The following is a 24,866-nucleotide window of genomic DNA, read 5'->3' as shown; positions in this document are numbered from 1 at the left end:
CACCCATACATGGCAACGCCCTCTCCCCTGCGCACCGTGCGCGACCTGCTGCGTCTCGCAGTCTCGCGCTTTACCGCCGCGCGCCTGTCCTTCGGCCACGGCAGCGCCAATGCCTATGACGAAGCCGCCTACCTGGTGCTGCATACGCTGAACCTGCCGCTCGACACGCTCGACCCCTTCCTGGACGCGCGCCTGCTGCCCGAGGAAGTCGATGCCGTGCTCAAGGTCATCGAGCGCCGCGTCAATGAGCGCGTGCCGGCCGCCTACATCACGCACGAGGCCTTTATGCACGGCCTGCGCTTCTACGTCGATTCACGCGTGATCGTGCCGCGCAGCTTTATCGGCGAACTGCTGCAGGACGGGCTGGAGCCGTGGGTCGGCGAGACCGACAGCATCGGCCCGGTGCTGGAGCTGTGCACCGGTTCCGGCTGCCTGCCGATCGTGGCCGCGCACGTGTGGCCGAACGCGAAGATCGACGCCGTCGACATCTCGCCCGACGCACTCGCCGTGGCGCGCCGCAACGTGGCCGACTACAAGATGGACGACCGCATCCGGCTGTATGAGGGCGACCTGTACGCGCCGCTGCCGCACGGCGCCACCTACGACGTGATCCTGACCAACCCGCCCTACGTCAACGAAGGCTCGATGCAGGCGCTGCCGCCGGAATACCTGGCCGAGCCGCGCATCGCCCTGGCCGGCGGCGACGACGGCATGGACGTGGTGCGCCGGATCGTCGCCGGCGCCAAGGCGCACCTGAATCCGGGCGGCGTGCTGGTGGTGGAGATCGGCAACGAGCACGCCAACGTGGAAGCCGCGTTCCCTGAACTGGAAATCGTCTGGCTGCCGGTCAGTGCTGGGGATGAGCAGGTGTTTTTGCTGACGTATGACGCGCTGCCGGGGTAACTGATCTGGGCCATTGTTTGCTCCCCTCTCCCGCTTGCGGGAGAGGGGCTGGGGGAGAGGGCAGGAGCTTCCGGATGCGTGGCGCCTTGCTAGACCACCCCTCTCCCCAACCCTCGCCCGCTGAGGGGAGAGGGACCCGGCCTGTGGCCTGTGATGCCACGCCGCCTTGGACCAGCCACTCAACTGCCAGCACGCGCAAACTGGGCGAACACCGGCCATCCCCCGGCCATGAATACCGCGCCCGCCCTACACTCGCTACAGATACCACCTCAGTTCCTGAAGTACCCGCCAGGGCATTCCACCCCAACCATTAGCGCCTTCGCCCCGCAGCCAGTGCGGCGGCAAGGCCTGAAGCCGTGACCCCCAGCAACACCCGCCTCCCCGCATCGCCCGACGCCCTGCCCGCCCATGCCCCGGCAGCGCACGCCGCGCGCGGTATCGCCCTGCTGACGTTCGCCTTTGCGCTCAGCCAGTTCTTCCGCTCCTGCCTGGCGGTGATGGCGCCCGAACTGCAGCATGATTTCGGGCTGTCGCCGGCGGGCTTTGGCGCACTGTCTTCGTCGTTCTTCCTGGCCTTTGCCGTGGCGCAGATCCCGGTGGGCATTGCCTTCGACCGCTACGGCGTGGGCCGGCCGACCGCGCTGCTGCTGGCGGTGGGCGCGGTGTCGTCGATCCTGTTCGTGCTGGCGCCCAACGGCGCGGCCGCCACGCTGGCGCAGGTAGGGCTGGGGCTGGCATGCGCGCCGGTCTTCATGGGCCTGCTGCATTTCGCCTCCGAGCAGCTGTCCGAGCGCGACTACACCCGCGTGGTCAGCCGCTCCAATGCCATGGGCATGATCGGCGCGCTGTGTGCCACGGCGCCGCTGGGCTGGGCCATCTCGCTGATCGGCTGGCGCCCGTCGATGGCGGTATCGGCCCTGGGCATGGTCGCGGCCTGCTATGGCGTGTGGCGCTTCGTGCGCGACCAGGGCCATGCCGAGGCCCGCAGCGCGTCGTGGCCGGCGATGCTGTCGGAAAGCCTGCAGCTGCTGAAGCTGGCGCCGCTGTGGACGCTGATTCCGCTGTGCGTGGCGATGTCCGCCGGCACCGCCTTCCGCAATGCCTGGAGCGGCCCCTACCTGGCCGACGTGTTCGGGCTGGGCTCGGCGCCGCGCGGGGTGGCGCTGGCGCTGCTGAGCCTGGCCGGCTTCCTGACCGCCTTCCTGCTGCCGGTGCTGGTCCGCCGCAACACGCTCAAGACCGCCATCGCCGGCTGGTCGTGCTTTGCCATGTCGGGCTCGTTCCTGCTGGCGCTATGGCCGGACAGCGGCATCGGCTACGGCGTGGCGATGATGGCGCTGCTGTCGACCATCGGCATGCTGCACCCGCTGGTGATGGCGCAGGGCCGCGGGCTGATCACGCCGTCGCGGCGCGGGCGCGGGCTGGGCCTGCTCAACACCTTTGTGTTCCTGGGATCGGCGCTGACGTCATGGGGCTACGGGCTGATCGCCAATGCCGGCCATGTGCGCGGCTGGCCGCTGCCTTCCACCTATGCGGCGATCTTCCTGTCCGCGGGCCTGCTGATTGCCGCCGCGCTGGTGCCCTACTTCTTCAGCCAGCCGCATCCCACCAGTCATTAGCCAGACTCAGGCCGCCGCAAGCGCCCTGACCATGTCGGCGATGATGGTGAAGCGGATCACGCGCAGGCAGGCCAGTTCGCCGGCAAACCCGCCGGTGAGCGCCGGGCGCTCCCGCGCCATGGCCGCGTTCTGTTGCTCGGCCTGCTCGTAGAGCGCCTGCGCGGCCGCCCCGATGCCGCGCAGCATGGCGTCCAGCCGCCGCTCGGCGGTCACGCCGGTCAGGCCCAGCGCGCGCCCTGCCTCCAGCACCAGCGCGCGCGAGAAATCGCTGTAGAACTCCACCCCCAGCACCGGCCAGGCAAAGCGGTGCGCCTGCGGCCAGCCGGTCTTGTCATAGGTGCGGGTGGCGTAAGCCGCCTCGCTGAGCAGGTCGTAGAACGGCGCCAGCGCAATGCCGGCATCGGACACCAGGAAGCTCAGGTTCTTCAGGTGCACGTCCGAATTGCCCACCAGGATGTTGAACACCAGCCAGTCGAACAGCCGTGCCCGCGCCACCGCCGGCGCGCGGCACAGCGTTGCCAGCTGCGCCAGCCGCTCGACGCTGCCCTGGTCGTACTTGAAGGTGCGCGGCAGGTTCAGCAGCTGGCAGGCATCGATCGCATGCAGCCGCTGCCACTGCCCTTGCTGCGTAAGATGGCGATCGAAACGGTCGATCAGGTAGACCGGCGACGGCACATAGCGCCGGTGCACCGGCGGCACCTCCAGCTTCAGCCGCGCGGCCAGCGACATCACGAACCACTCGTTGATGACCGAATGCGGATAGATCTCCTGCATCTGGCGGGTCGGCTTCAGGATATGCGTGGACGGCGTATCCGCGCCGGGCTCGAACAGCGCGCCGTCCCGCAGCACCACCGCCAGCTTGTGCTGGGCACCGGCCAGCGACATGCGCTTGACCGCGCCATGTGTAAGCGGCACGCTGGGCAGGCTGTGGATGCGGGCGTCGAGCGCGGCGTCGCTCAAGGGGCGCAGGGCCGGCGCGGTGGCGGGCCCGCGGCCGGGCGGCAGCAGCGTCAGCGAGCCCGCCGATTCCGCCCCATAGTGGGCCAGCAGGGCAAAGGCATCGGCCTCGTTGCGGATGCTGGCATCGCGTGCCAGCAGCGCACGCTGGCCGTCCTCGGGCAGCAGGTTGTCGAAGTACCACTGCACCGGCCGCAGCGTGCTGCCATCGGCGAGCGCCTCCGGCTGCAGCGGCAGCGCCGGGCTCAGGGCGAAGGCGTGCGGGTTGCCCAGCCACGCCGCGTCATAGCGGAACGACCAGGCATCGCTGGCCTCATGCAGCTCGCCCACCGGCGTACCGTTGATGCTGGCGACCAGTACGCGCTCAGCCATGCTGGCCGCCTCCCTTGACCGCTGCGCGCCGGTTGCGGCTGCGCGCCTGGCGTTGCCTGAGCTTGGCAAGTTCAGCCGCTACCAGCGGGGCCGCTGCCTCCGGCATATCCACCACCACGCGCAGGCCAAGCCCTTCCAGCACCTGGAACAGCTTGCCCCACTGGATGCCTTCGGCGCCGTTCTCTACGCGCACCATGAAGTTCTCGCTGACGCCGATGGCGCCTGCGGCATCGTCCTGGCGCAGGCCTTGCGCCTTGCGGGCAGCGCGTACGAAGGCGCCGATATCGCCGGGTTCGGTGAGGGTCACTGGCACAAAAATCTCCTTGATTGCAAAGACTTTAGTGTTTCCAGGCGGGAAAATCAAGAAATCTCCCTGATTGCAAAGATTCTAGCCTCTGGACACGGCCAACCGGAAAAATCTCCTCATTCACAAAGATTATTGCAGGCCGCCCTACCGCTTCGCCTGCAAAAAGCCAGACTTATCGATTTAAGAATTCCGCTGGCGCGCTTACGCCTTTACCGTTTGTGACACCAACATCCCAGCCCGACCTGGCGACAAGGGACAACGGCTGCGCCCGCGGCCGGCATAACGAGGAGACAAGCTGATGGCATCCCTGATCGCATCCCGCCGCCGCGCCTGGGGCCGCCGCGCATGGCTGGCCGGCATGCTGGCCACCGCGGCCGCAACCGCCTTGCCGTCCGGCGCCAGCGCCGAGACCTGGCCATCGCGCCCGATCCAGCTGCTGATCCCCTACCCGCCGGGCGGCAGCGCCGACCTGTTGGCCCGCCCGGTCGCAGCCAGGCTGCAGGAGCGCCTGGGCCAGCCCGTGGTGCTGGACTACCGGCCCGGCGCCGGCGGCACCATCGCCAGCCAGGCGCTGGCCCGGGCCAAGCCCGACGGCTACACCCTGATCATGGTGCTGGCCGCCCATGCCATCAATGCCAGCCTGTATCCGAAGCTGCCCTATGACACGCGCAAGGACTTCGCGCCGGTCTCGCTGGTGGCCAACCTGCCGATGATCCTGGCCGGGAGCCCCTCGCTGCAGGCCACCAACGTGAAAGAGCTGATTGCCGAGGCCAAGGCCGCGCCCGGCAAGCTGACCTTCGCCTCGGCCGGCAACGGCAATACCGGCCACCTGGCGGGCGAACTGTTCGATTCGGTCGCGGGTATCAAGATGACCCACGTTCCGTACAAAGGCAGCGCTCAGGTGGTGACGGCAATGCTGTCGGGCGAGGTCCAGCTGACCTTCGACAGCATCTCCACCACCCTGCCGCATGTGAAGAGCGGCAAGCTGCGCGCACTGGCCGTGACCGGCAGCCAGCGCGCCGCGGTCGCGCCCGAGGTGCCGACGCTGGCCGAGGCCGGCGTGCCGGGCATCAGCATCACCGGCTGGTACGCGATGCTGGCACCGGCCGGCACGCCGCAGCCCGTGATCGACCGGCTCAGCACCGAGATTGCCACGGTGCTGCGCCAGCCCGAACTGAAGGCGACGCTGGCCGCCAACGGCTATGAGCCGGTGGGCTCGACGCCCGCCGCGCTGCGCACCCATATCGACGCCGAGATCAACCGCTGGAGCAAGGTGGTGAAGGACTCCGGCGCACAGATCCAGTAAGCCTGCTTCGCTCCATCATTGCTCATCGGGCGCCGCCAGGCCGGCGTCCGCATTCCCTTGCCGAACATGATCCAACCGACCCCGCTCCAACGCCCCTTTACCACCATGTCCGTGCTCGTGCGCGAGCACGCCACGCAGCGCCCCACGCAGCGCGCCCTGATGCATGGCGAGCGCGTGCTCGACTATGCCGGCCTCGATGCCGCCATGGACCGCATTGCCGCGGCGCTGGCCCGCGACGGCGTGCGCCCCGGCGAGGCCATCGCCATCTGCGCGTCGTCCTCGATCGAATACGCCGCGGTGTACCTGGGCGCGGTGCGCGCCGGCGTAGTGGTGGCGCCGCTGGCACCGTCATCCACGCCGGACAGCCTGGCCGGCATGGTTGCCGACGCGGGCGCGCGCATCCTGTTCACGGACGCCAGCGTGGCCGACGTGCTGCAACCGGTGCGCGACCAGCTGGCCGCCACGCCCATCGTCACGCTGGACGGCAGCGACGCAGGCCAGCCGTACCAGGCCTGGCTGGCACCCGCCGGCACACCGGTGACCGAGCCCGTGATCCGCCCGGAGATGCCGCTCAACATCATCTATTCCTCGGGCACCACCGGCACCCCCAAGGGCATCGTGCAGTCGCACGGCATGCGCTGGGCCCATGTGTCGCGCGGCGCCGCCACCGGCTACGGCACGCATGCCATCACGCTGCTGTCGACGCCGCTGTACTCCAACACCACGCTGGCCAGCTTCTTCCCGACCATCGGCCTGGGCGGCACGGCGATCCTGATGGCCAAGTTCGATGCGGGCCAGTACCTGGCGCTGGCGCAGCAGCACCGCGCCACGCACACCATGCTGGTGCCGGTGCAGTACCAGCGGCTGCTGGCGCATCCGGAGTTCGACCGCCATGACCTGTCGTCCTTCCAGCAGAAGTTCTGCACCAGCGCGCCGTTCAGCCCCGCCCTGAAGGCCGAAGTGCTGCGGCGCTGGCCGGGCGCACTGACCGAGCTGTACGGCATGACCGAAGGCGGCGGCGGCTGCCTGCTGTTCGCCGACCAGTTCCCCGACAAGCTGCATACCGTGGGGCGCCCCGCCACCGGTGCCGACGTGCGCATCATCGACGACGAGGGCCGCGAGCTGCCGCCCGGCAGCACCGGGGAAGTGGTGGGCCGCTCGGCGGCGATGATGAACGGCTACCACAACCAGCCGGAAAAAACCGCCGAGACCGAGTGGCACGACGCGCAGGGCCAGCGCTTTATCCGCACCGGCGACATCGGCCGCTTTGACGAAGACGGCTTCCTGGTGCTGATGGACCGCAAGAAGGACATGATCATCTCGGGCGGCTTCAACATCTACCCGAGCGATCTCGAGGCGGTGGTGCGCGAACACCCGGCGGTGGCCGACGTGTCGGTGGTGGGCGTGCCGTCGGAGCGCTGGGGCGAGACCCCGGTGGCCTTCGTCGCGCTGCGCGCCGGCGGCGGCGCCACGGCGCAGGACGTGCTGGCCTGGGCCAACCAGCACCTGGGCAAGACCCAGCGGCTGGCCGCGATCCATGAGGTGGAGAGCCTGCCGCGCAGCGCCATCGGCAAGGTGCTCAAGCGCGAACTGCGCGACCGCATCACCGGCGCCTGACGCGCCGCGCACGGCACAAGCGCAGGCATCCACGCAAAAAGTTCGCGGGGGTGCTTGCGCAATCGAAAAGGCGTCTCTATAATTCGCGCCTTCGCTAGGCTCGTAGCTCAGCTGGTTAGAGCACCACCTTGACATGGTGGGGGTCGTTGGTTCGAGTCCAATCGAGCCTACCAACGCACAACGGAACACGGACGGTACGCATTGCGCACCGTCCGTTTTTCTTTTCCGGCGCCGCTTTCAGGTGCCGATGCCGAACTCCGCCAGCACCGCTTCGGTATGCTGGCCCAGCGCCGGCGCATTCCCTGCCGGCCGTTCCGATCCTGCCATGCCTGGCAGGTTGGCCCACGGCACTTCGCCGATCCCTGCCAGCCGCAGCCGGCCGAACACGCCTGCCTGCGCGCATTGCGCGCTCTGCAGCAGGTCCCGTGCATGGCCCACGCGCGCGAACAGCACATCGTGCTCGGTCAGCAGCGCCTCCCAGTGCGCCAGCGGCTGTGCGGCAATGGCCTGCGCCACGCGCCGCCCCAGCTCCGCCGCGCGCGGCAGACGGCCGGCGCTGGTGTGCAGCGTGATATCGGCCAGCCAGTCGTCGAAACCCAGCAGCGTTGCCAGCCGCACGAACATGGCGTCGTTGAGCATGCTCAGGTACAGCCGGCCATCGGCCGCATCGAACAGCCCGGTGGGCGCATTGGCCACGGCCAGCTCCGCATCGGGGAACATCGCGTCATCCACCATCAGGTAGGACTGCAGCGCGGCACTGGTCTCCAGCAGCGACAGCCGCACGTGCCGGCCGCGGCCGTTGCGCGCGGCCTTGTACAGCGCTGCCGACGCATGCTGGGCCGCATAGAGCCCGGTGCTCAGGTCGACCATGTAAAAGGCGATGCGGCGCGGCTGGCCGGCGCTGTCGCGGTTCAGGTGCATCAGGCCGCTGAAGGCCTGCATGGTGGTGTCCACCGCCGGCATGTTCGCCATCGGGCCGGCATGGCCGTAGCCCGAGATCGAGACATAGACCAGCGCCGGGTTGCGCGCGGCCAGCGCCTCGTAGCCAACGCCCATGCGCTCGGCCACGCCGGGGCGGAAGTTCTGGATCACCACGTCGGCCTGCTGCGCCAGCCTGGCGATGGCGGCCCGGCCGCTGTCGCTGCGCGCGTCCAGCAGCACGCTCTCCTTGCCCGCGTTGCAGGCGACCGCGATCGCGGTCTGGCCGGCGCGGATGCGTCCCATCTGCCGCGACCAGTCGCCGCCCGGCGGCTCCACCTTGATCACGCGCGCGCCCTGCTGGCGCAGGATCAGGCCGCAATACGGGCCGGCGATGCCCTGGCTCAGGTCGAGCACGGTCAGGCCCTCGAACATGGCATCCTCCGTTGCCGCTTGTGCATGGTGCATGTCGTGCTCTCCGTTCAGATATCCAGCATGACCTTGCCGATGGCGCGACGCGACATCGTGGTGTCGACGGCGTTGAGCCAGTCGCCCAGCGGGAAGTGCTGCAGCACGGGCGGCGCCAGCTTGCCGCTGGCTGCCGCCTGCATGATCTCGGCCACCATCGCCTGCACCGGCTGCGCAAAGCGCCGGCGCTCGTCGGTCAGGCCCCAGCCGATGTAGTAGCCGTAGTTGAAGCCGATCAGGGTCAGGTTCTTCACCAGCAGCAGGTTGGCCGGCACCTCCGGGATGCGCCCGCTGGCATAGCCGATCGACAGCAGCCGCGCGCCCGGCGCCGCGCAGCGCAGCGAGGCATCGAAGAGATCGCCGCCGACCGGATCGAACACCACGTCGGCCCCGCCCGCGGGGCACAACGCCTTGACCGCTGCCGCCAGCGTGGCCGCGTCGGACGGCAGCGCATGCGCGGCGCCGTTGCGCAGCGCCGCCTCGCGCTTGGCCTCGGTGCTGGCGGTGGCGATCACGCGCGCGCCCATCAGCCGGCCCACCTGCACCGCGGCCGTGCCCAGCGCGCCGCTGGCGCCATGGACCAGCATGGTCTCGCCCGGCTGCAGCGCGGCGCGCCACGCCAGCGCCGCCCAGACCGTGCCAAAGGTGACGGGCAGCGCCGCCGCCTGGGCCAGCTCCAGCCCGTCAGGCACCGGATAGACCGTGTCGGCCATGGCCACCGCCTCCTCGGCGAAGCCGCCCCAGTCCAGCGCCGCGGCCACGCGCTGGCCCGGGTGCAGGCGGGTGACATCAGGCGCCACCTCGATGATCTCGCCCGCGGCCTCGGTGCCGGGCGTGAACGGCAGCGGCGGCTTGCGCTGGTACTTGCCGGACACAAACAGGCTCAGCGCAAAGCCCACCCCGGCATGGCGCACGCGGATGCGCACCTGGCCCGGCGCCAGCGGCTGGCGCGGGAGGCGTTGCAGTTCCAGCTCGCTCCAGTGGCACCAGCGGGAGCAGACCAGCCCAAGGTAATCGGTCTCTTGCATCGGGACTCCTGTCATTCGAGCGTGATGCCGACATCGCTGATGATCCGGCTCCATTTGTCGCGGTCGTTCTTCATTACCGTGGCGAAGGCTTCCGGCGTGCTGCCGACCGGCACCAGGTTCAGGTCCTGCATCTTCTTCGCGATCTCCGGCAGGCGCACGATGCGCGCGACCTCGCGCGACAAGGCATCGACCCGTGCCTTGGGCACGCCGGCGGGGAACAGCAGGCCCATCCACGCATCGGGCTCGAAGCCCTTGTAGCCGGTCTCCCGGAAGGTCGGCACCTTGGGCAGCAGCGCCGAACGCTCCGCGCCGGCGATCGCCACCGGCACCAGCTTGCCGCCCTGCAGCAGCGGCATGGCCGTGCCCACGGCAATAAAGCCCAGCTTCACATGGCCGGCCGCCAGGTCGGTGGCCAGCGGCGCGCCGCCCTTGTAGGCGACGTGCTCCATCTGCAGCCCGGCCTCGCGCTTGAGCAACTCACCCAGGATATGGCCGGTCGTTCCCGCGCCATACGATCCGTATGGATACTTGCCGGGATTGGCCTTGAGCAGCGCCACCACCTCCGGCAGCGTGCGCGCCGGGAAGTCCGGCGACACCGCCAGGATGGTGGACGAGATCGCCACCTCGCTGACCGGCGTGAAGTCCGCGATCGGGTCATAGCCGATACCCCGATACAACGACGGATTCTGCACGTGCGCGGTGAAGGTGAGCAGTGCGGTGTAACCGTCCTTTGCCGCGCGGGCGACGTACTTGGTGCCCGTAGTAGTGCCGGCGCCCGGCTTGTTGTCGACGATGACTGGCTGGCCCCAGCTCCTGGTCAGCTCCTGCCCGATCAGCCGCGCCACGGCATCGTTCACATTGCCCGCCACGGACGGCACCACGATGGTCAGCGGGCGCGACGGGTAGGGTTCGGCAGAGGCGGGATCGGCGGCGCAGACTGCCGCCGGGATGGCCGCCAGCAGCATGGCTGCCACGGCTGCGCGCAGCCGTGCGGAACGGTGTTGCATCGGTGTGTCTCCTGTCCTGGCTCCCTTCTGTGGTGCCCGCGGGAGTGCGGCGCGCGAGGGATGCCAACGCAGTCTAGGCCAGCACCCCGCCCGGCGTGATTCCCGCGCGGCGCGGGCCAAGTCCTGCCAGGCATGGCGCAGCGCCGCATTGCCCTACCCCGGGAAATCCCTCATGGCCCAGCCCCCGCCCCGGTCACTATTATTTGTTGAAATTTTCAACTATCGAATTTTTCATCTATCCATGCCACGCGCCCTCCGGCTCAAGTCCGACTACATCAACATCCTGCTCGACATGGCCGCCGAGCGCACGCGCGAACGCGGCTCGCGCGTGTACGAAGAGAAGTTCGGGGTCTCGCTGCGGGACATCCGCCTGCTGCGGATGATCGGATCGGCGCCTGGCATCACCATGGGCCAGCTGGTGCAGCAGTCGGCGATCGAGAAGACGCTGGCGTCCAAGCTGGTTGGGGCGCTGGTCAAGCGCGACCTGGTGCAGCGCGAGATCAGCACGGAAGACGCGCGCCAGGTGTGCCTGTTCCTGAGCGAGGCCGGCGTCGACCTGGTGCGGCGCGCCGAGCCGCTCGGCATCGAGCTGGAAGCGGGCTTCCTGCACTGCCTGACGCCGGCCGAGATCGACGCGCTGCGCGCCACGCTGGTCAAGCTGATCGAAGCCGAGGCGGCCTCGCGCGAGTCCTTCGAGCGGTATCTCCAGAAGCTGCGCGAGCGCGGCACCACCACGCCCTGACCGGCACCTTTGCCACCCACCCTGCCCGAGAGATGATGACCATGACGTCTGCAATCCCCCTTCGCCGTGCCGGTGCCGTCGCGTTGTGCGCCCTGGCATGCATGTCCGCCGGCAGTGCAATCGCCGAGACCGTGCTGCGCACCGTGCCGTCGTCCGACCTGAAGATCCTGGACCCGGTCTGGACCACCGCGAACATCACGCGCAACCATGGCCTCATGATCTACGACACCCTGTTCGGCATGGACGAAAAGGGCGTGATCCGGCCGCAGATGGTGGACAAGACCACCACCAGCGCCGACAACAAGACCTGGACCTTCACGCTGCGGCCAGGGCTCAAGTTCCATGACGGCACCCCGGTCACCGCGCAGGACGTAATCGCCTCGCTGGCGCGCTGGGGCAAGCGTGACGTGCTGGGCCAGCGCATGTATGAAGCCATGGCCGGCATCACCGCCGAAGGCCCGGCCACGGTGCGCATGACCTTCCGCCAGCCCTTCGGCGCAGTGCTGGATGCGCTGGGCAAGCCCAGCCCGCTGGTGCCGTTCATCATGCCCAGGCGCGTTGCTGAAACGCCTGCCGACAAGCAGATCGACGACCTGACCGGCTCCGGCCCCTTCACGCTGAAGAAGGAGGACTTCCGGCCCGGCGACCGCGTGGTCTACCGCCGCAATCCCGACTATGTGCCGCGCAAGGATGCGCCGTCCGGCCTGGCCGGCGGCAAGGCCGTGCACGTCGACCGCGTCGAATGGGTGTTCCTGCGCGATACCCAGACCCAGGTGAACGCGCTGCTCAACGGCGAGGTGGATATCCTCGAGGTCGTGCCGGCATCGCACTATCCGCAACTGCGCACCGACAAGCGGGTGCAGATGTTCGACATCATGCCCGCCGGCCCCTTCACCGTGATCTACAACCACAAGGTGCCGCCGTTCAATGACGCCAGGGTGCGCAAGGCGGCGATGCTGGCGATCAACCAGGAAGCGATGCTGCGCGCGCAGGCCACCTACCGCGACTTCTACAAGCCGTGCGCCTCGATCTACCTGTGCGGCTCGCCCTATGCCAGCGACCAGACCGGCTTCTTCACCGGCAAGCCGCAGTTCGAACAGGCGCGCAAGCTGCTCAAGGAGTCCGGCTATGACGGCAAGCCAGTGGTAATCATGCTGCCGGGCGATGCCCCCGCGCTGAGCCGCCTGCCGGTGGTCTACGGCCAGCTGCTCAAGCAGGTGGGCTTCAATGTCGACGTGCAGGCTACCGACTGGAGCACCCTGATCACGCGCCGCACCAGGAAGGAACCGCCCGAGAAAGGCGGCTGGAATGCCTATATCACCTTCTGGGGCGGCGTCGACGCCAGCAGCCCCATCACCTACAGCCCGCTGACCGGCAACGGCGACCGCGGCTACTTCGGCTGGCCGGAAGACGCCGAGCTGGAAACCCTCAAGACCCGCTTCATCGAAACCGCGGACGCCGCGCAGCGCAAGGACATCGCCACCAGGATCCAGCTGCGCGCCATCGAAAACGGCATCCTGGCGCCCGTCGGCGAAGGCAAGGCGCCCACCGTGGTGCGCAGCGGCGCGATCAGCGGCCTGCTGCCGGCACCGGCGGTGCTGTACTGGAACGTGCGCAAGCAATAGCCCGCTACGGCGCCCGCGGTCCCGCCCTCGCGCGGGATCGCCACCCGCGGTCCCGGCTGCCGTGCCGCCAGCCTGCTGACCTCCCTTTCCCCCAACGAGGTAGTGCCATGATGAATTTCCTGCTCCGCCGCAGCCTGGCCACCGTGCCAGTGCTGGCGGTGGTGGCTGTCATCGTCTTCACGCTGCTGCGGCTCACGCCCGGCGACCCGGCCGCGGCCATTGCCGGCGACGCCGCCAGCGTGGAAGACATCGCCCGCATCCGCACCCAGCTCGGGCTGGATCAAGCGCTGCCGCGCCAGTTCATCGGCTGGCTCGGCCACGTGCTGGGCGGCGACCTGGGCTATTCCTTCTTCTACAAGATGCCCGTGACCACGCTGATCGCGCAGCGGCTGGAACCCACGCTCTCGGTGGCGGCGCTGACCATCGTGCTGACCGTGCTGACGGCGGTGCCGCTGGGCACGCTGGCGGCCTACCGGCGCGGCCGCTGGCTCGACCGCCTGGTGATGCGCGGCTCCGTGCTGGGCTTCTCGGTGCCGATCTTCGTGGCCGGCTACCTGATGATCTGGGTGTTCTCGCTGCACCTGGGCTGGCTGCCGTCGCAGGGCTACAGCCGCCTGGCCGACGGCATCTGGCCATGGCTGCGCAACCTGGCCCTGCCCTGCGTCACGCTGTCGGTGATGTCGTGCGCGCTGGTGGCGCGCACCACCCGCGCCGCCGTGTCCGAAGCGCTGACCGAGGACTTCGTGCAGACCGCGCGCGCCAAGGGCATTCCAGAGTGGCGCATGCTGACGCGCCATGCGCTGGCCAATGCCGCGGTGCCGATCGCCACCGTGATCGGGCTGAGCGTGGCCGGCCTGATCGGCGGCGTGGTCGTGACCGAGAGCATCTACGCCATTCCCGGTGTCGGCCAGCTCACGGTGGATGCCGTGCTCTCGCGCGACTACCCGCTGATCCAGGGCATCACGCTGTTCTTCTCGGTCTCGTACGTGGTCATCAACCTGCTGGTGGACGCGAGCTATCTGCTGCTCGATCCCCGCATTCGCTACTGAGAGCCCCATGACCTCACTCACCACTGCCATCGAATCCGCCCCGCCCGGCACCGGCGCCCGTCCCTCTCGGCTGCGCCCGGTGCTGGCCAACGGTGCCGTGCGCGCCGGCGGCGCCATCCTCGGCCTGATGCTGTTCCTTGCCGTGGCCGCGCCCTGGCTCTACACCATCGATCCCAACACCATGGACCCCGCCAGCGGCCAGTTGCCCCCCTTCACGCGCGCCGAGATCGTAACCCTGGCCGGCGATGCCTTCGAACGCCTGTTCCCGCTGGGCACCGACAGCCTGGGCCGCGACATCTGGAGCCGCACGCTGTACGGCGCGCGGGTCTCGCTGGCGGTCGGGGTGTCGGTGGCGCTGGCCTCGGTGCTGCTGGGGCTGGTGGTCGGGCTGGTATCGGGCTATGTGCGCTGGCTGGACGGCTTCATCATGCGCGTGATGGACGGCATGATGGCCATTCCCGGCATTCTCTTCGCCATCGTGCTGGTGGCCGCCTGGCGGCCCAGCCTGCTGACGGTGATCGTGGCCATGACCGTGCCCGACACGCCGCGCGTGGCGCGCCTGGTCAGGTCGGTGGTGCTGTCAGTGCGTGAAGAGCCTTATGTCGAGGCCGCCATTGCGCTCGATACGCCGACCTGGAAACTGATGCTGCGCCACATCCTGCCGAACACCATCGCGCCGCTGCTGGTGCAGGGCACCTTTATCTGCGCCGGCGCGATGCTGGTGGAAGCGGTGATGTCCTTCCTCGGCATCGGCCTGCCCACCGACATCCCCACCTGGGGAAACATCATGGCCGAGGGACGCGCCCATTTCACCGCGCATCCGCACAGCGTGCTGCTGCCCGGCGCCTTCCTGGCGGTAACGGTGCTGGCCGTCAACATGCTCGGCGACGGCCTGCGCGACACCCTCGACCCCAAGTTCAGCAAGCGGAGCGCCTGATGATGCCAATGAACACGACCGCGGCCGCGGACTCGGCCACGCCCTGCCTGCGCGTGCGCGACCTGCGCATCGACCTGCCGCCCGGCGCCGACCGGCCGCATGCGGTCCAGGGGGTGTCCTTCGACGTCATGCCCGGCGAAGTGGTCTGCCTGTTGGGCGAATCGGGCTCAGGCAAGTCCGTGGTCGCGCGCGCGGTGATGGGCTTGCTGCCCGAAGGCCTGAAGGTCTCGGGGGGCGGCATCGCCCTGGCCGGCGAAGACCTGCTGGCGGCCTCTGCCGCGCGCCGGCGCGAACTGCGCGGCACCGGCGTGGCCATGGTGTTCCAGGAACCCATGACCGCGCTGAACCCGGTCATGCGCTGCGGCCGGCAGGTCGAGGAAATGCTGGCGCAGCACACCAGCCTGGGCGCCGCGCAGCGGCGCGAGCGCGTGCTGTCGATCTTTGCGCGCGTGCGGCTGCCGGATCCCGAGCGGATCTACGACGCCTATCCGCACCAGCTGTCCGGCGGGCAGCGCCAGCGCATCGTCATCGCCATGGCGCTGATCCTGCGCCCGGCCCTGCTGGTGTGCGATGAGCCCACCACCGCGCTGGACGTGACCACGCAGGCCGAGATCCTGGCACTGGTGCGCGAACTGCAGCACGAGAACCAGACCGCGGTGCTGTTCATCACGCACGACTTCGGCGTGGTCGCCGACATTGCCGACCGGGTGGTGGTGCTGCAGCTTGGCCGCCAGGTGGAAAGCGGGCCGAAAGACCGGGTCTTGCGCCAGCCCGAGGCGGACTACACCCGCATGCTGCTCAATGCCGTGCCGGGACTGGAGCCCGCGCAGCGTCCGTCGGTGGCGCAGCGGCCGTTGCTGCTCGACGCCAGCGGCATCGGCAAGACCTATGTCTCAGGAGCCTGGCCGGGCCGGCGCCGCGTGGTCGAGGCGGCCACCGATGTGTCATTGCAGGTGCGGGCGGGCGAGACCGTCGGCATCGTGGGCGAGTCCGGCTCGGGCAAGTCCACGGTGGCGCGCTGCATCGCGCGGCTGATCGAACCGTCCGCGGGCAATATCCAGTTGCTGCCCGAAGCGGCGCAGCAACTGCCGCGCCGCGCGCAGCTGTCCGCGTTCCGGCGCATGGTGCAGGTGGTGTTCCAGGACCCCAACCGCTCGCTCAATCCGCGCCGCACGGTGGGCCAGTCCATCGTCGAAGGCGCGGTCAATTTCGGCGCGACGCCTGCGCAGGCGTGGCAACGCGCCGAGTCGCTGATGGAACTGGTGCGGCTGCGGCCCGACGCGCTGCACCGCTACCCCAGCGAGTTCTCCGGCGGCCAGCGCCAGCGCATCTGCATCGCCCGCGCGCTGGCGTGCGAGCCGCGCGTGCTGATCGCCGATGAAGCGGTGTCGGCACTGGACGTCTCGGTGCAGGCGCAGATCCTGAAGCTGCTGGCCGATATCCAGCAGCGGCTTGCCATCGGCATCCTCTTCATCACCCACGACCTGCGCGTGGCCAGCCAGGTGTGCGACCGCCTGATCGTCATGCACAAGGGCCGCGTGGTCGAGCAAGGCGCCACGCGCGACGTCGTGCTGTCGCCGCGCCAGGACTACACCCGCGCGCTCCTGGCCGCCGCGCCGGGACGCCATTACCCGTTCGGTGTGCAGTAACGCCGGCCATGCAGATTCCCAAGCGCCAGCCAACCCTCTTGGACAAAACCATGAAAACTCCGCTCTACGCACTCAGCGCCGCCGACCTGCTCAGGAACTACCGCCAGCGCGAACTCTCCCCGGTCGAAGTCATGCAGTCGGTGCTGGACCGCATCGAACACTGGGAGCCCGGCATCCGTGCGATGTACGTGGTGCATGCCGAGCAAGCGCTGGCCGCCGCGCGCAGCGCCGAGGCGCGCTGGCTGGCAGGCACCCCGAACGGCCCGCTCGACGGCGTGCCGGTGACGCTGAAGGAGAACATCGCCACGCGCGGCACGCCGGTGCCGCTCGGTAGCGCCGCCACCGTGCTGGCGCCGGCGCCGGCCGATGCGCCGGCCGCGGCGCGCCTGCTCGAGGCCGGCGCGATCGTGGTCGGCAAGACCACCATGCCGGATTTCGGCTTCCTGGGCGCGGCGCCGTCCAGCTTCCATCCGCTCACGCGCAACCCGTGGAAGCTGGACCGCAACACCGGCGGCTCCAGTTCCGGCGCCGGCGCCGCGGCCGCGGCGGGCTACGGCCCGATCCACCTGGGCACGGATATCGGCGGCTCGGTGCGTATTCCCGCCAGCTTCTGCGGCGTATTCGGCCTGAAGCCCAGCCATGGCCGCGTGCCGGTACACCCGCCAGCCGCCGCGCGCGTGGTCGGCCCGCTGACGCGCACCGTGGCCGACGCCGCGCTGGCGATGCAGGCCATCTCGCGCCCCGATGCCCGCGACTACATGAGCCTGCCGCCGCAGGACATCGCCTGGCAGCAGCTTGAGCGCGATATCCGCGGGCTGCGCATCGGCCTGTGGCTGGACCCGACCGGCGACTGGCAGGTCGATGCCGAAGTCCGCGCGGCGGTGCTGGCGGCAGCGCGCCTGTTCGAGCAAGGCGGTGCCGTGGTCGAACCCGTGCGCGACTGGACCACCATGGACATGCGCATCGGCATGGCGCACTTCTTCACCATGCGCTGCCGGGTCGACCTGGCCGGGATGCCGCCGGAGCGCGCCAGCCTGGCGGCCGGCTACATCCGCAAGGCCGCCGAGTTTGCCGGCACGCTCACGCCGGAGCAGACCTTCCAGGCCTTCACGCGCATGCAGCAGCTGCGCGAGGCCACCGTGGCCGCGACCCAGCCCTATGACTTCGTGATCTCGCCGGTGTCACCGGTGCTGCCCTTCGCCGCCGATGCCATCAACAGCGGCGGCGACTTGCCGCTCAAGGACTCTCACTTCACAGCGGTGTTCAACCACTCCGAACAGCCCGCGGCATCGGTCCCCTGCGGCATGTCGCGCGACGGCCTGCCCATCGGGCTGCAGATCTCCGGCCGGCGCTTTGACGACCTGGGCGTGCTGCAGCTGGCGCACTGGTTCGAGCGCGCCTCGGAACCCCAGCGGCAATGGCCTGAGCCGCAGTAAGCCCTGCGTGACCGGCGCGGGGGAGGTGCGGCGCTACAATGGCCCGCACCGACCCCAGCGCCATCACGCCCCATGCGATTCGAGGATCTTGAAGCCTTCCTGGTTGTCATCGAGCAAGGCAACCTGCACCGCGCCGCCGACACCCTCGGCATGACCCAGTCCGGCCTGTCCAAGACGCTGGCGCGGCTGGAGGGCGAAGCCGGCATGCCCTTGTTCGAGCGCACCCCGCGCGGGCTGGTGCCGACCAGCGTGGGCCGCACCCTGGCCGCCCATGCGCGCAGGATCGCGCTGGCCGCGGGCGACATGCGCAACGAACTGGCCGAGCAGCGCGCGGCGCGCGCGGGCACGGTGCGCCTGGGCGCCATCCCCTACCTGCTGCCGTCGCTGCTGTCGCCGCTGCTGGCCCGCTTCTTCCTGAGCCGGCCGCTGGCCACGTTCTCGATCGAGACCCACCTGAGCGCGCGCCTGATGGCGATGCTGCAGAATGGCGAGGCCGACCTGATCCTGGGCGCGCGCCCGACCAGCCTGCCGCCGGACATTGCCTGGCTGCCGCTCGGTCCGCTGACCATGCAGATCGTGTCCCGCACCGGCCATCCGCGCCGCGAGGGCTTCCGCACGCTGGCCGACCTGAGCGGCGAGCGCTGGGTAGTGCCGGCCAGTTCGCTCTACCTGCGCCAGTGGCTGGAGGAACGGTTTACCTCGGTCGGGCTGCCGCCGCCGCGCGTGGCGGTGGAAAGCACGGCGTCGCCGGTGGCCTTCGGCGAGCTGCTGCGGCACTCGGACCTGCTCGGCATCATGCCGCCGCGCATGCTGCACCAGGCCGAGGGCCAGGGGCTGGCCGCGATCGAGGCGCCGGGCATGTCGTGGCAGCATGAGCTGGCCGTGCTGTGGCGCGCCGATGGCTACCTGTCGCCGATCTGCCAGGACTTCCGCGATGCGGTGGTGGCGTGGTGCGAAGAGATGGAGCTGTGAGGGCCGGGGTGCTCAGGGCACCCACCAGTAGCGGGTGATATGGAAGAACACCGGCGCGGCGAACACCACTGAGTCCAGCCGGTCCAGCATGCCGCCGTGGCCCTGGATCATATGGCCCCAGTCCTTGATGCCGCGGTCGCGCTTGATCGCCGACATCACCAGCCCGCCCAGGAAGCCCATCAGCGCAATCACCAGCGCAATCGCGCCGGCCTGCCACGGCGAGAACGGCGTGATCCACCACAGCGCCGCGCCCAGCGCGGTGGCACTGGCCACGCCGCCGACAAAGCCCTCGACGGTCTTGGACGGCGACAGCAGCGGCGCGATCTTGCGCTTGCCGCACAGCTTGCCCCACACATACTGCAGCACGTCGCTGCCCTGCACCACGATCACCAGGAAGGCGATCAGCAGCAGGTTGCGGCCTTCGAAGCCCGGGATCGGCAGCGTCAGCAGCGCCGGCACGTGCGAGATGCAGAACACGCACACCATCACCGCCCACTGCACTCCGGCGCAGCGCTCCAGGAAGCGCGTGGTCTCGGACGACAGCGCCGCCAGGATCGGCAGGATCAGGAAGGCATAGACCGGGATCAGGATCGAGAACATGCCGTACCAGCCGATATAGACCAGCACGTACTGCAGCGGCAGGAACACGAAAAAGGCGGCGACGATGGCGTGATGGTCACCGCGCCGCGTGGTGATGATGGTGACGAACTCGCGCAGCGCGAAGAACGAGAGCAGGTAGAACAGCACGATCACCGCGGTGCGGCCCAGTGCAAAGGCCACGCCCATGATGCCGATCATCCACCACCAGGCCCAGACACGCTGCGCCAGGTTGTCGATCACCGCGTGCTGGCCGCCGCCCGCCACCCGCCAGCGCAGCAGCGCGGTCACGGTGGAGGCCAGCAGCAGCACGCCGAACAGGCCACCGAACAGCAGCCAGGTCTCGGGGCTCCAGTGCAAAGTGGGCATGGCGGTCATTCCAGCTCCGGGGCAAGCGCGAGCAGGCCGTCGCGGCACCGCGCAAGGAAGGCTTCCTTGCTGTCCTCGGCGGCCAGCAGCACCGGCTGGCCAAAGGTGACGGTGCACAGCAGCGGCACCGGCACGACTTCGCCCTTGGGCATCACGCGGTTGAGGTTGTCGATCCACACCGGCACGAACTCCACCCCGGGGCAGGCCCGCGCCAGGTGGTAGATGCCGCTCTTGAACGGCAGCAGGCGCGCGTCGGTGGTATTGCGCGTGCCTTCGGGAAACAGGATCAGCGAGTCGCCGGATGCCAGCGCGCCGTGCATCAGCGCCACCGGGTCGCTGCCCGGTTCGCTGCGGGTGCGGTCGATCAGCAGCGCGTGGAATACGTCGCGGCCGATAAAGCGCCGCAGCGGCGAGCGCTCCCAGTAGTCGGCACCGGCCACCGGGCGCGTGACGGTGCGCAGGTCGGGCGGCAGGCAGCCCCAGATCAGCACGAAATCGCCGTGGCTGCTGTGGTTGGCAAAGTAGACGCGCTGCACCGCGGCGGGGATGCAGCCCTGCCAGTTGGCGCGCATGCCGGTCAGCAGCCGGGCGAAGACGATGATGGCGCGCGCGGTCGCGCGGGCAAGCCACATGGTTGGTTACCTCAGGATCACGGTCAGCAAGGCCAGCGCCAGCTGGCACACAGTCAGCGCGGCGCTGGCGCGCACCAGCCGCAGCGCGCCGCGGGCGCGGTCCGGCAGCGGACGGCCGGCGCGTTGCGCCGGCATCCAGCCCAGTTCGAGCAGCGCGGCGTCCAATCCGGCCAGGTCGGGCTGGTCCTGCCGCCCGGCCGCGAGCGCATCGAAGAAGCGGCGGTCGATGGCAACGCGCAGCAGCAGCCAGAGCTGGGGCAACGCCAGCAGCAGCGAAGCGGCCGCCAGCACGCGCGGGACCGGCGTGGCCACCCCCAGCCATGCCGTGGCCACGCCGAAAGCCAGCCCGGCCGCGCCGATCCACACGGCGCCCGACAGCGCGCCGGTGACGGCGTGTGCGATCCAGGCATCAGTGCCTTGCGTGAACTCAGCGTCCATCATCGGGCTCCGGCATGGCGGGACGGTCCAGCCAGCGTTGCAGCGCCTGCGCATGTTCGCGCCCGAGCACCACCGCCGGGCGATGCTCGCGCAGCAACTCCAGCGCAGCGCCGGCGTCGCGCAGTCCCTGCCGGCGCGCCAGCCATGCGGCGGCAACCAGCGCGCTGCGCGAATAGCCGAGCGCGCAGCTGACCAGCACGCGGCGGCCCTGCCGCTGCCAGGCGTCGAGTTGAGCCACGGCCTGGTCCAACTGTTCCGGCGTCGGCACGGTCAGGTCCAGCACCGGCACGCAACGATACGCAAGCGCCGGGTCGGTGGCTGCGCGCGGCAGTTCGGCGGTCAGGTCGAGGACTGCGTCCGCCCCGATCGCGCGCAGTCCGGCGCGGGTCGGGAAGCGGCCAACCCAGATGCCGTCCGCGATGGCACTGGGCTGCGGCGCGCGCCGCGTCCACCAGCGCGAATTGAGGAAGGCGCCCAGCAGGTACGGCGCCAGCACCCAGCGCGCGGCCGGGGCCATCATCCCATCGCCGTCCTTCTGGAACCACGCCGGCGCGGCCAGCGCGTAGATCCGGGCGACGCAGGCCAGCGCCAGCGCGGCCCACAGCAGCAGCAGCGCCAGCGTCACCGACGCACCCACCGCCAGCACCGCGCACAGCAACCCCACCAGCGCGCCCACGGTGTAGCGGCGCGACAGCTGGCGCGTGCGCGCGTCCGGCGCACCGGCAGCGGGCCGTTGCATCGGGAACAGGTAAACGCACAGCCAGCCCACCAGCGCGCCGGTGGGCACATCGATCAGGTGGTGCTGCCAGGTGGTCAGCACCGAGACCCCGATCAGCGCAAACCAGCCGTGCAGCAGCCAGCGCCAGCCGCCGCGCAGGTGCGCCGCAAAGGCGACCCACAGGATCACCAGCAGGCTGATATGCAGCGACGGCGCCTGGTTGAACGGCAGGTCGAAACCGCCCAGCAGCGTGAACAGCTGGCCCGGCAGGCCGTCGGCTTCGGGCCGGGCAAAGCTGAAGCGCAGCGGGAAGGCGATAAAGCACGCCACCGACACCAGCTGCGCCAGCACCAACCGCCTGACGTGCGTGAGCAGCGCCGCGCGCGTGCGCCACAGGAAGAAGGAGATGCCGTACAGCAGGTCGATCGACCAGTACGGCACGATGGTCCACGGCAGGAACGGGATCCCCTGCTCCCATTCGAAATAGATCGCCGGCACGTTGGCGCGCTGGCTCGCCAGCCAGTTGGCAAAGCCGTAGCTGGAGAAAAAGAACGCGCCGGCCAGCGCCAGCAGCAGGCAGGCCAGCCCCCAGGGCCGGTTGCCTGCAGGCAGCTGCGAATGCGCCCCGGCGTCAACCTCCGTCGGCACCGTGCTCATGCGCCGTGCCTGCGCGCCAGGCTGACGGTGAAGATGCCCCACGGGTCGATGCGCTGGGTCACCTTGTCAAAGCCAGCGGCCCGCACCAGTTCGTCCATCTCGGCCTGCGAGCGGCGGCGCATCACCCAGGCGGCGCCGGCGCGGTGGCTGGTGAGCGCGCGCGCGATGAATTCCAGCTGCGGATGCCAGGGCTGGCCGGTGTAGACCAGGTAGCCGCCGGGCGGCACCGCGCGCGCCAGGCCCTCGAGCGAGCGCCGCACCATTGCGTTGTCGGGGAACAGTTCGTACAGGCCGGAAACCACCGCCAGTGTCGGCGCCGGTGCCAGCGCCGCCAGGCTGTCGCCGTCGAAGGCATCGCCCTGCTCGAAGCGGGCCACGTCCGCGAGATCCTTGGCGGCGATCAGGGCGCGGCCCTGCTCGACGTTCAGCGGGCTGTAGTCGCGCAACAGGATCGACTCGACCGCCGCGGCGCCGCCATCCAGCGCGCCCAGCGCCTCAAGCACATAGCGCCCGTGCCCGGCGGCGATGTCGACGATCCGCACCGGCATGCCGGCCGCGCGCAGCCGCCGCACGGCCTCGGCGATCAGGGCCTCGGCGTGGACCTTGCGCTGGCGGATGCCGCGCCAGCCGATCGCGTCCAGGTACTGCTGATCGGCCAGCCGGCCCAGCTTGCCGCGGCCCGAGGGGGCGTTGCGGTAAACATAGTCGAGCGTCGAGCCCGAGTCGAAGCCGGTCTCATGGCCCAGCCGCACCCCGTCCGACAGTATTCCGCCCAGCTTCAGGTTGGCCCGCGCCGCGCGCCAGTACCAGGCGGCCAGCCCGACAGGCGCCGACGCCAGGCGGTCGGATTCCTCGCGGAACGGGCCGATCTGGTCGGCATCGAGCAGCGAGCGCGGCGCCGACGGCGTGTCGAACTCGCGCAGGATAAAGCGGCGCGCGGCATCGACCGCCAGCTTGCGGTCGCGCTCACCGAGCGTGTCGTGATAGAAGCCGTCCAGCACGATGCGCTCCTTGGTGCGCGAACCCAGGCGCTCATAGAAGCGGTCCTGCGGCCCGCGATGCACGACCCAGTCGGCGCCGGAGATCAGCAGCTGCGTCGGCACCGTGATCGCCGCGGCATCGGCGACGATGCGCTCCGCCGTGTCGTACAGGTCCAGCAGGATATTGACCGCGATCGGGCGCGTGATCAGCGGATCGCTGTCGTAGCTGGCGATGCGCTCGGGATCGTGCGTGAGGAACTTGGCCTTGACGTAGCTGTTGACGAAGAACTTGCCGCGCAGGCGCTGCATCAGCTTCAGCCCCGGCCGCGCAAAGGGCACGTAGAGCTTGACCTTGAACGCGGGCGAGGCCAGCACCAGCGCGCGGATCGGCGGCGCGTAGTCGTGCACCCAGGTGGCGGCCAGCACCGCGCCCACGCTCTGCGCGATCACCGCGGTGCGTTCCAGCGGGATGCCGTGGACCTCGGCGATATGGGTGGTGAAGGTCTGGATATCGCGCACCGAGTCCGCCAGGCTGGGGCTGTAGCCGCGCTCGCCGGGCGAACGGCCGTGGCCGCGCGCATCCCAGGCAAAGATCTCGTAGCCGGGCAGGTTCAGTTCGTCGGCCAGGTGGGCGACCCGGCCGGAATGCTCATGGCCGCGATGGAACAGCACCACGGCGCCGCGCGCCGGGCCCTCCACCGCCGGCCAGTGCCGATAGAACAGCGTCTGGCGGTCGTGGGTCTCGAATTGCCGCTCTTGCGGCTGGCGCGTCGACGGTCGGTCCATCTCGCTACTCCGCTGTGCGGGACTGGGCCTCGGCGACACCGCGGCGCACCCGGTTGGCAATCGTGAACAGCGACAGCAGCGACAGCACCAGCCACAGCCAGCTGGCGGCCGCGCCAAAGCCCAGGCCAACACCGGCCCACAGCGCGATCGCGCCGACCGCGAAGGCGCGGTCGCTCTTGCCCAGCGGGCCGTCGTAGCGCCGGCTGGCCCCGGCCAGCGGGCCGATCAACCCGGCGGCCTCGACGATCACCGCCAGTAGCGCGAAGGTGCCGACCTGGCCCAGGCTGAAGCCCGGCAGCGCGGCCAGCGGCAGGATCAGCGCCAGGTCCGAGGCAATGTCGCCAAGCTCGTTCAGGTAGGCACCCAGCACGCTCTGCTGGCCGTGCTCGCGCGCCAGCATGCCGTCGACGGCGTTGAGCGCCATGCGCAGGAACAACCATAGGGGAAACAGCAGGAACAGCGCCGGGGTCTCGGCCACCAGCATGCCCAGCGTGGCCAGCACCCCCACCGCGAGGGAGCCGGCCGCGGCGGCCAGCGTCACCTGGTTGGCAGTCACGCCGCGCTGCGCCAGGTCTTGCACCATGGGGCGCAACCGGGCCTGGAACCTGGGCTTCAGTTCATAGAGGGTCATCGCACCGGCCTCCCTGCCGAGCTGATGCCGGAAGCGACGCCGTGCGCCAGGCCGCGGCGACGCGCAGGGTCATGCGCCCGGGCCTGCCCGACCTCTTCCGTCTTGTTTCTGGTAGTTTTCTGACCGCGGCGCGGCTGCTGCTCGTG

At 69.8% G+C, this 24,866-nt stretch carries 22 protein-coding genes and 1 tRNA gene; 12 read left to right on the top strand and 11 right to left on the bottom strand.

Annotated elements, in window-relative coordinates; genetic code table 11:
* Window positions 1-9 precede the first annotated feature (9 nt).
* Window positions 10-903 carry a 50S ribosomal protein L3 N(5)-glutamine methyltransferase gene (gene prmB / locus AC3WLE_RS20420; protein ID WP_492317848.1) on the top strand — a complete coding sequence of 298 codons (894 nt, stop codon included), beginning with the start codon at window positions 10-12 and terminating at the stop codon, window positions 901-903.
* A 356-nt stretch (window positions 904-1,259) separates the two neighbouring features.
* The gene (locus AC3WLE_RS20415) at window positions 1,260-2,522 is read left to right on the top strand and encodes an MFS transporter (RefSeq protein WP_492317849.1); all 1,263 of its coding nucleotides are present in this window, start codon (window positions 1,260-1,262) and stop codon (window positions 2,520-2,522) included.
* Between the two features lie 6 nt (window positions 2,523-2,528).
* Here the strand turns inward: AC3WLE_RS20415 and AC3WLE_RS20410 are convergent, their stop codons facing one another.
* Both AC3WLE_RS20410 and AC3WLE_RS20405 read right to left on the bottom strand, forming a co-directional pair.
* On the bottom strand, window positions 2,529-3,851 hold the full coding sequence (locus AC3WLE_RS20410; protein WP_492317850.1) for a HipA domain-containing protein: 1,323 nt from the start codon (window positions 3,849-3,851) through the stop codon (window positions 2,529-2,531).
* Window positions 3,844-4,164 carry a helix-turn-helix domain-containing protein gene (locus tag AC3WLE_RS20405; RefSeq protein ID WP_114130968.1) on the bottom strand — a complete coding sequence of 107 codons (321 nt, stop codon included), beginning with the start codon at window positions 4,162-4,164 and terminating at the stop codon, window positions 3,844-3,846. Before AC3WLE_RS20405 ends, AC3WLE_RS20410 begins: the two co-directional genes overlap by 8 nt.
* A gap of 292 nt (window positions 4,165-4,456) precedes the next feature.
* Here AC3WLE_RS20405 and AC3WLE_RS20400 point away from each other — a divergent pair, with 292 nt between their 5' ends.
* The 3 genes from AC3WLE_RS20400 to AC3WLE_RS20390 all read left to right on the top strand — a co-directional run bounded on the left by AC3WLE_RS20400 (window position 4,457) and on the right by AC3WLE_RS20390 (window position 7,254).
* Window positions 4,457-5,464, top strand: a complete 1,008-nt coding sequence (locus AC3WLE_RS20400; protein WP_492351139.1) for a tripartite tricarboxylate transporter substrate binding protein — start codon at window positions 4,457-4,459, stop codon at window positions 5,462-5,464.
* 66 nt (window positions 5,465-5,530) lie between these two features.
* Window positions 5,531-7,081 carry a class I adenylate-forming enzyme family protein gene (locus AC3WLE_RS20395; RefSeq protein ID WP_492317852.1) on the top strand — a complete coding sequence of 517 codons (1,551 nt, stop codon included), beginning with the start codon at window positions 5,531-5,533 and terminating at the stop codon, window positions 7,079-7,081.
* 96 nt (window positions 7,082-7,177) lie between these two features.
* Window positions 7,178-7,254 (top strand) — tRNA-Val (locus AC3WLE_RS20390).
* Between the two features lie 64 nt (window positions 7,255-7,318).
* Here the strand turns inward: AC3WLE_RS20390 and AC3WLE_RS20385 are convergent.
* The 3 genes from AC3WLE_RS20385 to AC3WLE_RS20375 are packed head-to-tail and all read right to left on the bottom strand — an operon-like array spanning window position 7,319 to window position 10,502.
* Window positions 7,319-8,467, bottom strand: coding sequence for a CaiB/BaiF CoA transferase family protein (locus tag AC3WLE_RS20385; RefSeq protein WP_492317853.1), 1,149 nt, complete (start codon window positions 8,465-8,467; stop codon window positions 7,319-7,321).
* A gap of 14 nt (window positions 8,468-8,481) precedes the next feature.
* Window positions 8,482-9,495 carry an NADPH:quinone oxidoreductase family protein gene (locus tag AC3WLE_RS20380; protein ID WP_492356498.1) on the bottom strand — a complete coding sequence of 338 codons (1,014 nt, stop codon included), beginning with the start codon at window positions 9,493-9,495 and terminating at the stop codon, window positions 8,482-8,484.
* Window positions 9,496-9,506: 11 nt separating this feature from the next.
* Window positions 9,507-10,502, bottom strand: coding sequence for a Bug family tripartite tricarboxylate transporter substrate binding protein (locus AC3WLE_RS20375; protein WP_492317855.1), 996 nt, complete (start codon window positions 10,500-10,502; stop codon window positions 9,507-9,509).
* Window positions 10,503-10,743: 241 nt separating this feature from the next.
* On the opposite strand from AC3WLE_RS20375, the gene AC3WLE_RS20370 reads away from it, so the two are divergent.
* From AC3WLE_RS20370 to AC3WLE_RS20340, 7 genes are all read left to right on the top strand, one after another.
* A complete protein-coding gene (locus AC3WLE_RS20370) occupies window positions 10,744-11,244 on the top strand; it encodes a MarR family winged helix-turn-helix transcriptional regulator (protein WP_010814193.1) in 501 nt (166 codons plus the stop codon).
* A 41-nt stretch (window positions 11,245-11,285) separates the two neighbouring features.
* Window positions 11,286-12,869, top strand: a complete 1,584-nt coding sequence (locus tag AC3WLE_RS20365; RefSeq protein WP_492317856.1) for an ABC transporter substrate-binding protein — start codon at window positions 11,286-11,288, stop codon at window positions 12,867-12,869.
* A 107-nt stretch (window positions 12,870-12,976) separates the two neighbouring features.
* A complete protein-coding gene (locus AC3WLE_RS20360) occupies window positions 12,977-13,918 on the top strand; it encodes an ABC transporter permease (RefSeq protein WP_492356497.1) in 942 nt (313 codons plus the stop codon).
* Between the two features lie 7 nt (window positions 13,919-13,925).
* Window positions 13,926-14,855 (top strand): ABC transporter permease, encoded by a 930-nt coding sequence (locus AC3WLE_RS20355; protein ID WP_492356496.1) that lies wholly within the window; start codon window positions 13,926-13,928, stop codon window positions 14,853-14,855.
* Entirely contained in the window at window positions 14,855-16,504 is a 1,650-nt protein-coding gene (locus tag AC3WLE_RS20350) for a dipeptide ABC transporter ATP-binding protein (protein ID WP_492356495.1), read from the top strand. Before AC3WLE_RS20355 ends, AC3WLE_RS20350 begins: the two co-directional genes overlap by 1 nt.
* Window positions 16,505-16,554: 50 nt before the next feature.
* Window positions 16,555-17,940 carry an amidase gene (locus tag AC3WLE_RS20345; RefSeq protein WP_492356494.1) on the top strand — a complete coding sequence of 462 codons (1,386 nt, stop codon included), beginning with the start codon at window positions 16,555-16,557 and terminating at the stop codon, window positions 17,938-17,940.
* 72 nt (window positions 17,941-18,012) lie between these two features.
* Complete coding sequence (locus tag AC3WLE_RS20340; protein ID WP_010814199.1) at window positions 18,013-18,912, top strand: LysR family transcriptional regulator; 900 nt, start codon at window positions 18,013-18,015, stop codon at window positions 18,910-18,912.
* A gap of 12 nt (window positions 18,913-18,924) precedes the next feature.
* On the opposite strand, the gene AC3WLE_RS20335 is transcribed toward AC3WLE_RS20340, so the two are convergent.
* Genes AC3WLE_RS20335 through AC3WLE_RS20310 form a run of 6 tightly spaced genes read right to left on the bottom strand, consistent with a single transcriptional unit; the run spans window position 18,925 to window position 24,720 of the window.
* Window positions 18,925-19,887 (bottom strand): phosphatidate cytidylyltransferase, encoded by a 963-nt coding sequence (locus AC3WLE_RS20335; RefSeq protein ID WP_010814200.1) that lies wholly within the window; start codon window positions 19,885-19,887, stop codon window positions 18,925-18,927.
* Window positions 19,884-20,510 carry a lysophospholipid acyltransferase family protein gene (locus AC3WLE_RS20330; RefSeq protein ID WP_316149908.1) on the bottom strand — a complete coding sequence of 209 codons (627 nt, stop codon included), beginning with the start codon at window positions 20,508-20,510 and terminating at the stop codon, window positions 19,884-19,886. The genes AC3WLE_RS20335 and AC3WLE_RS20330 overlap by 4 nt, the downstream gene beginning before the upstream one ends.
* Window positions 20,511-20,516: 6 nt before the next feature.
* On the bottom strand, window positions 20,517-20,951 hold the full coding sequence (locus AC3WLE_RS20325; protein ID WP_492356493.1) for a hypothetical protein: 435 nt from the start codon (window positions 20,949-20,951) through the stop codon (window positions 20,517-20,519).
* Complete coding sequence (locus tag AC3WLE_RS20320; RefSeq protein WP_492356492.1) at window positions 20,938-22,323, bottom strand: phosphatase PAP2/dual specificity phosphatase family protein; 1,386 nt, start codon at window positions 22,321-22,323, stop codon at window positions 20,938-20,940. Before AC3WLE_RS20320 ends, AC3WLE_RS20325 begins: the two co-directional genes overlap by 14 nt.
* Window positions 22,320-24,089 (bottom strand): bifunctional alpha/beta hydrolase/class I SAM-dependent methyltransferase, encoded by a 1,770-nt coding sequence (locus tag AC3WLE_RS20315; protein ID WP_492356491.1) that lies wholly within the window; start codon window positions 24,087-24,089, stop codon window positions 22,320-22,322. Before AC3WLE_RS20315 ends, AC3WLE_RS20320 begins: the two co-directional genes overlap by 4 nt.
* A 4-nt stretch (window positions 24,090-24,093) precedes the next feature.
* A complete protein-coding gene (locus AC3WLE_RS20310; RefSeq protein ID WP_492351149.1) occupies window positions 24,094-24,720 on the bottom strand; it encodes a CDP-alcohol phosphatidyltransferase family protein in 627 nt (208 codons plus the stop codon).
* Between the last annotated feature and the right edge of the window lie 146 nt (window positions 24,721-24,866).

The organism is Cupriavidus sp. FW306-1B-F12B (assembly GCF_058781795.1).
This window is presented reverse-complemented; position numbering and strand designations above follow the sequence as displayed.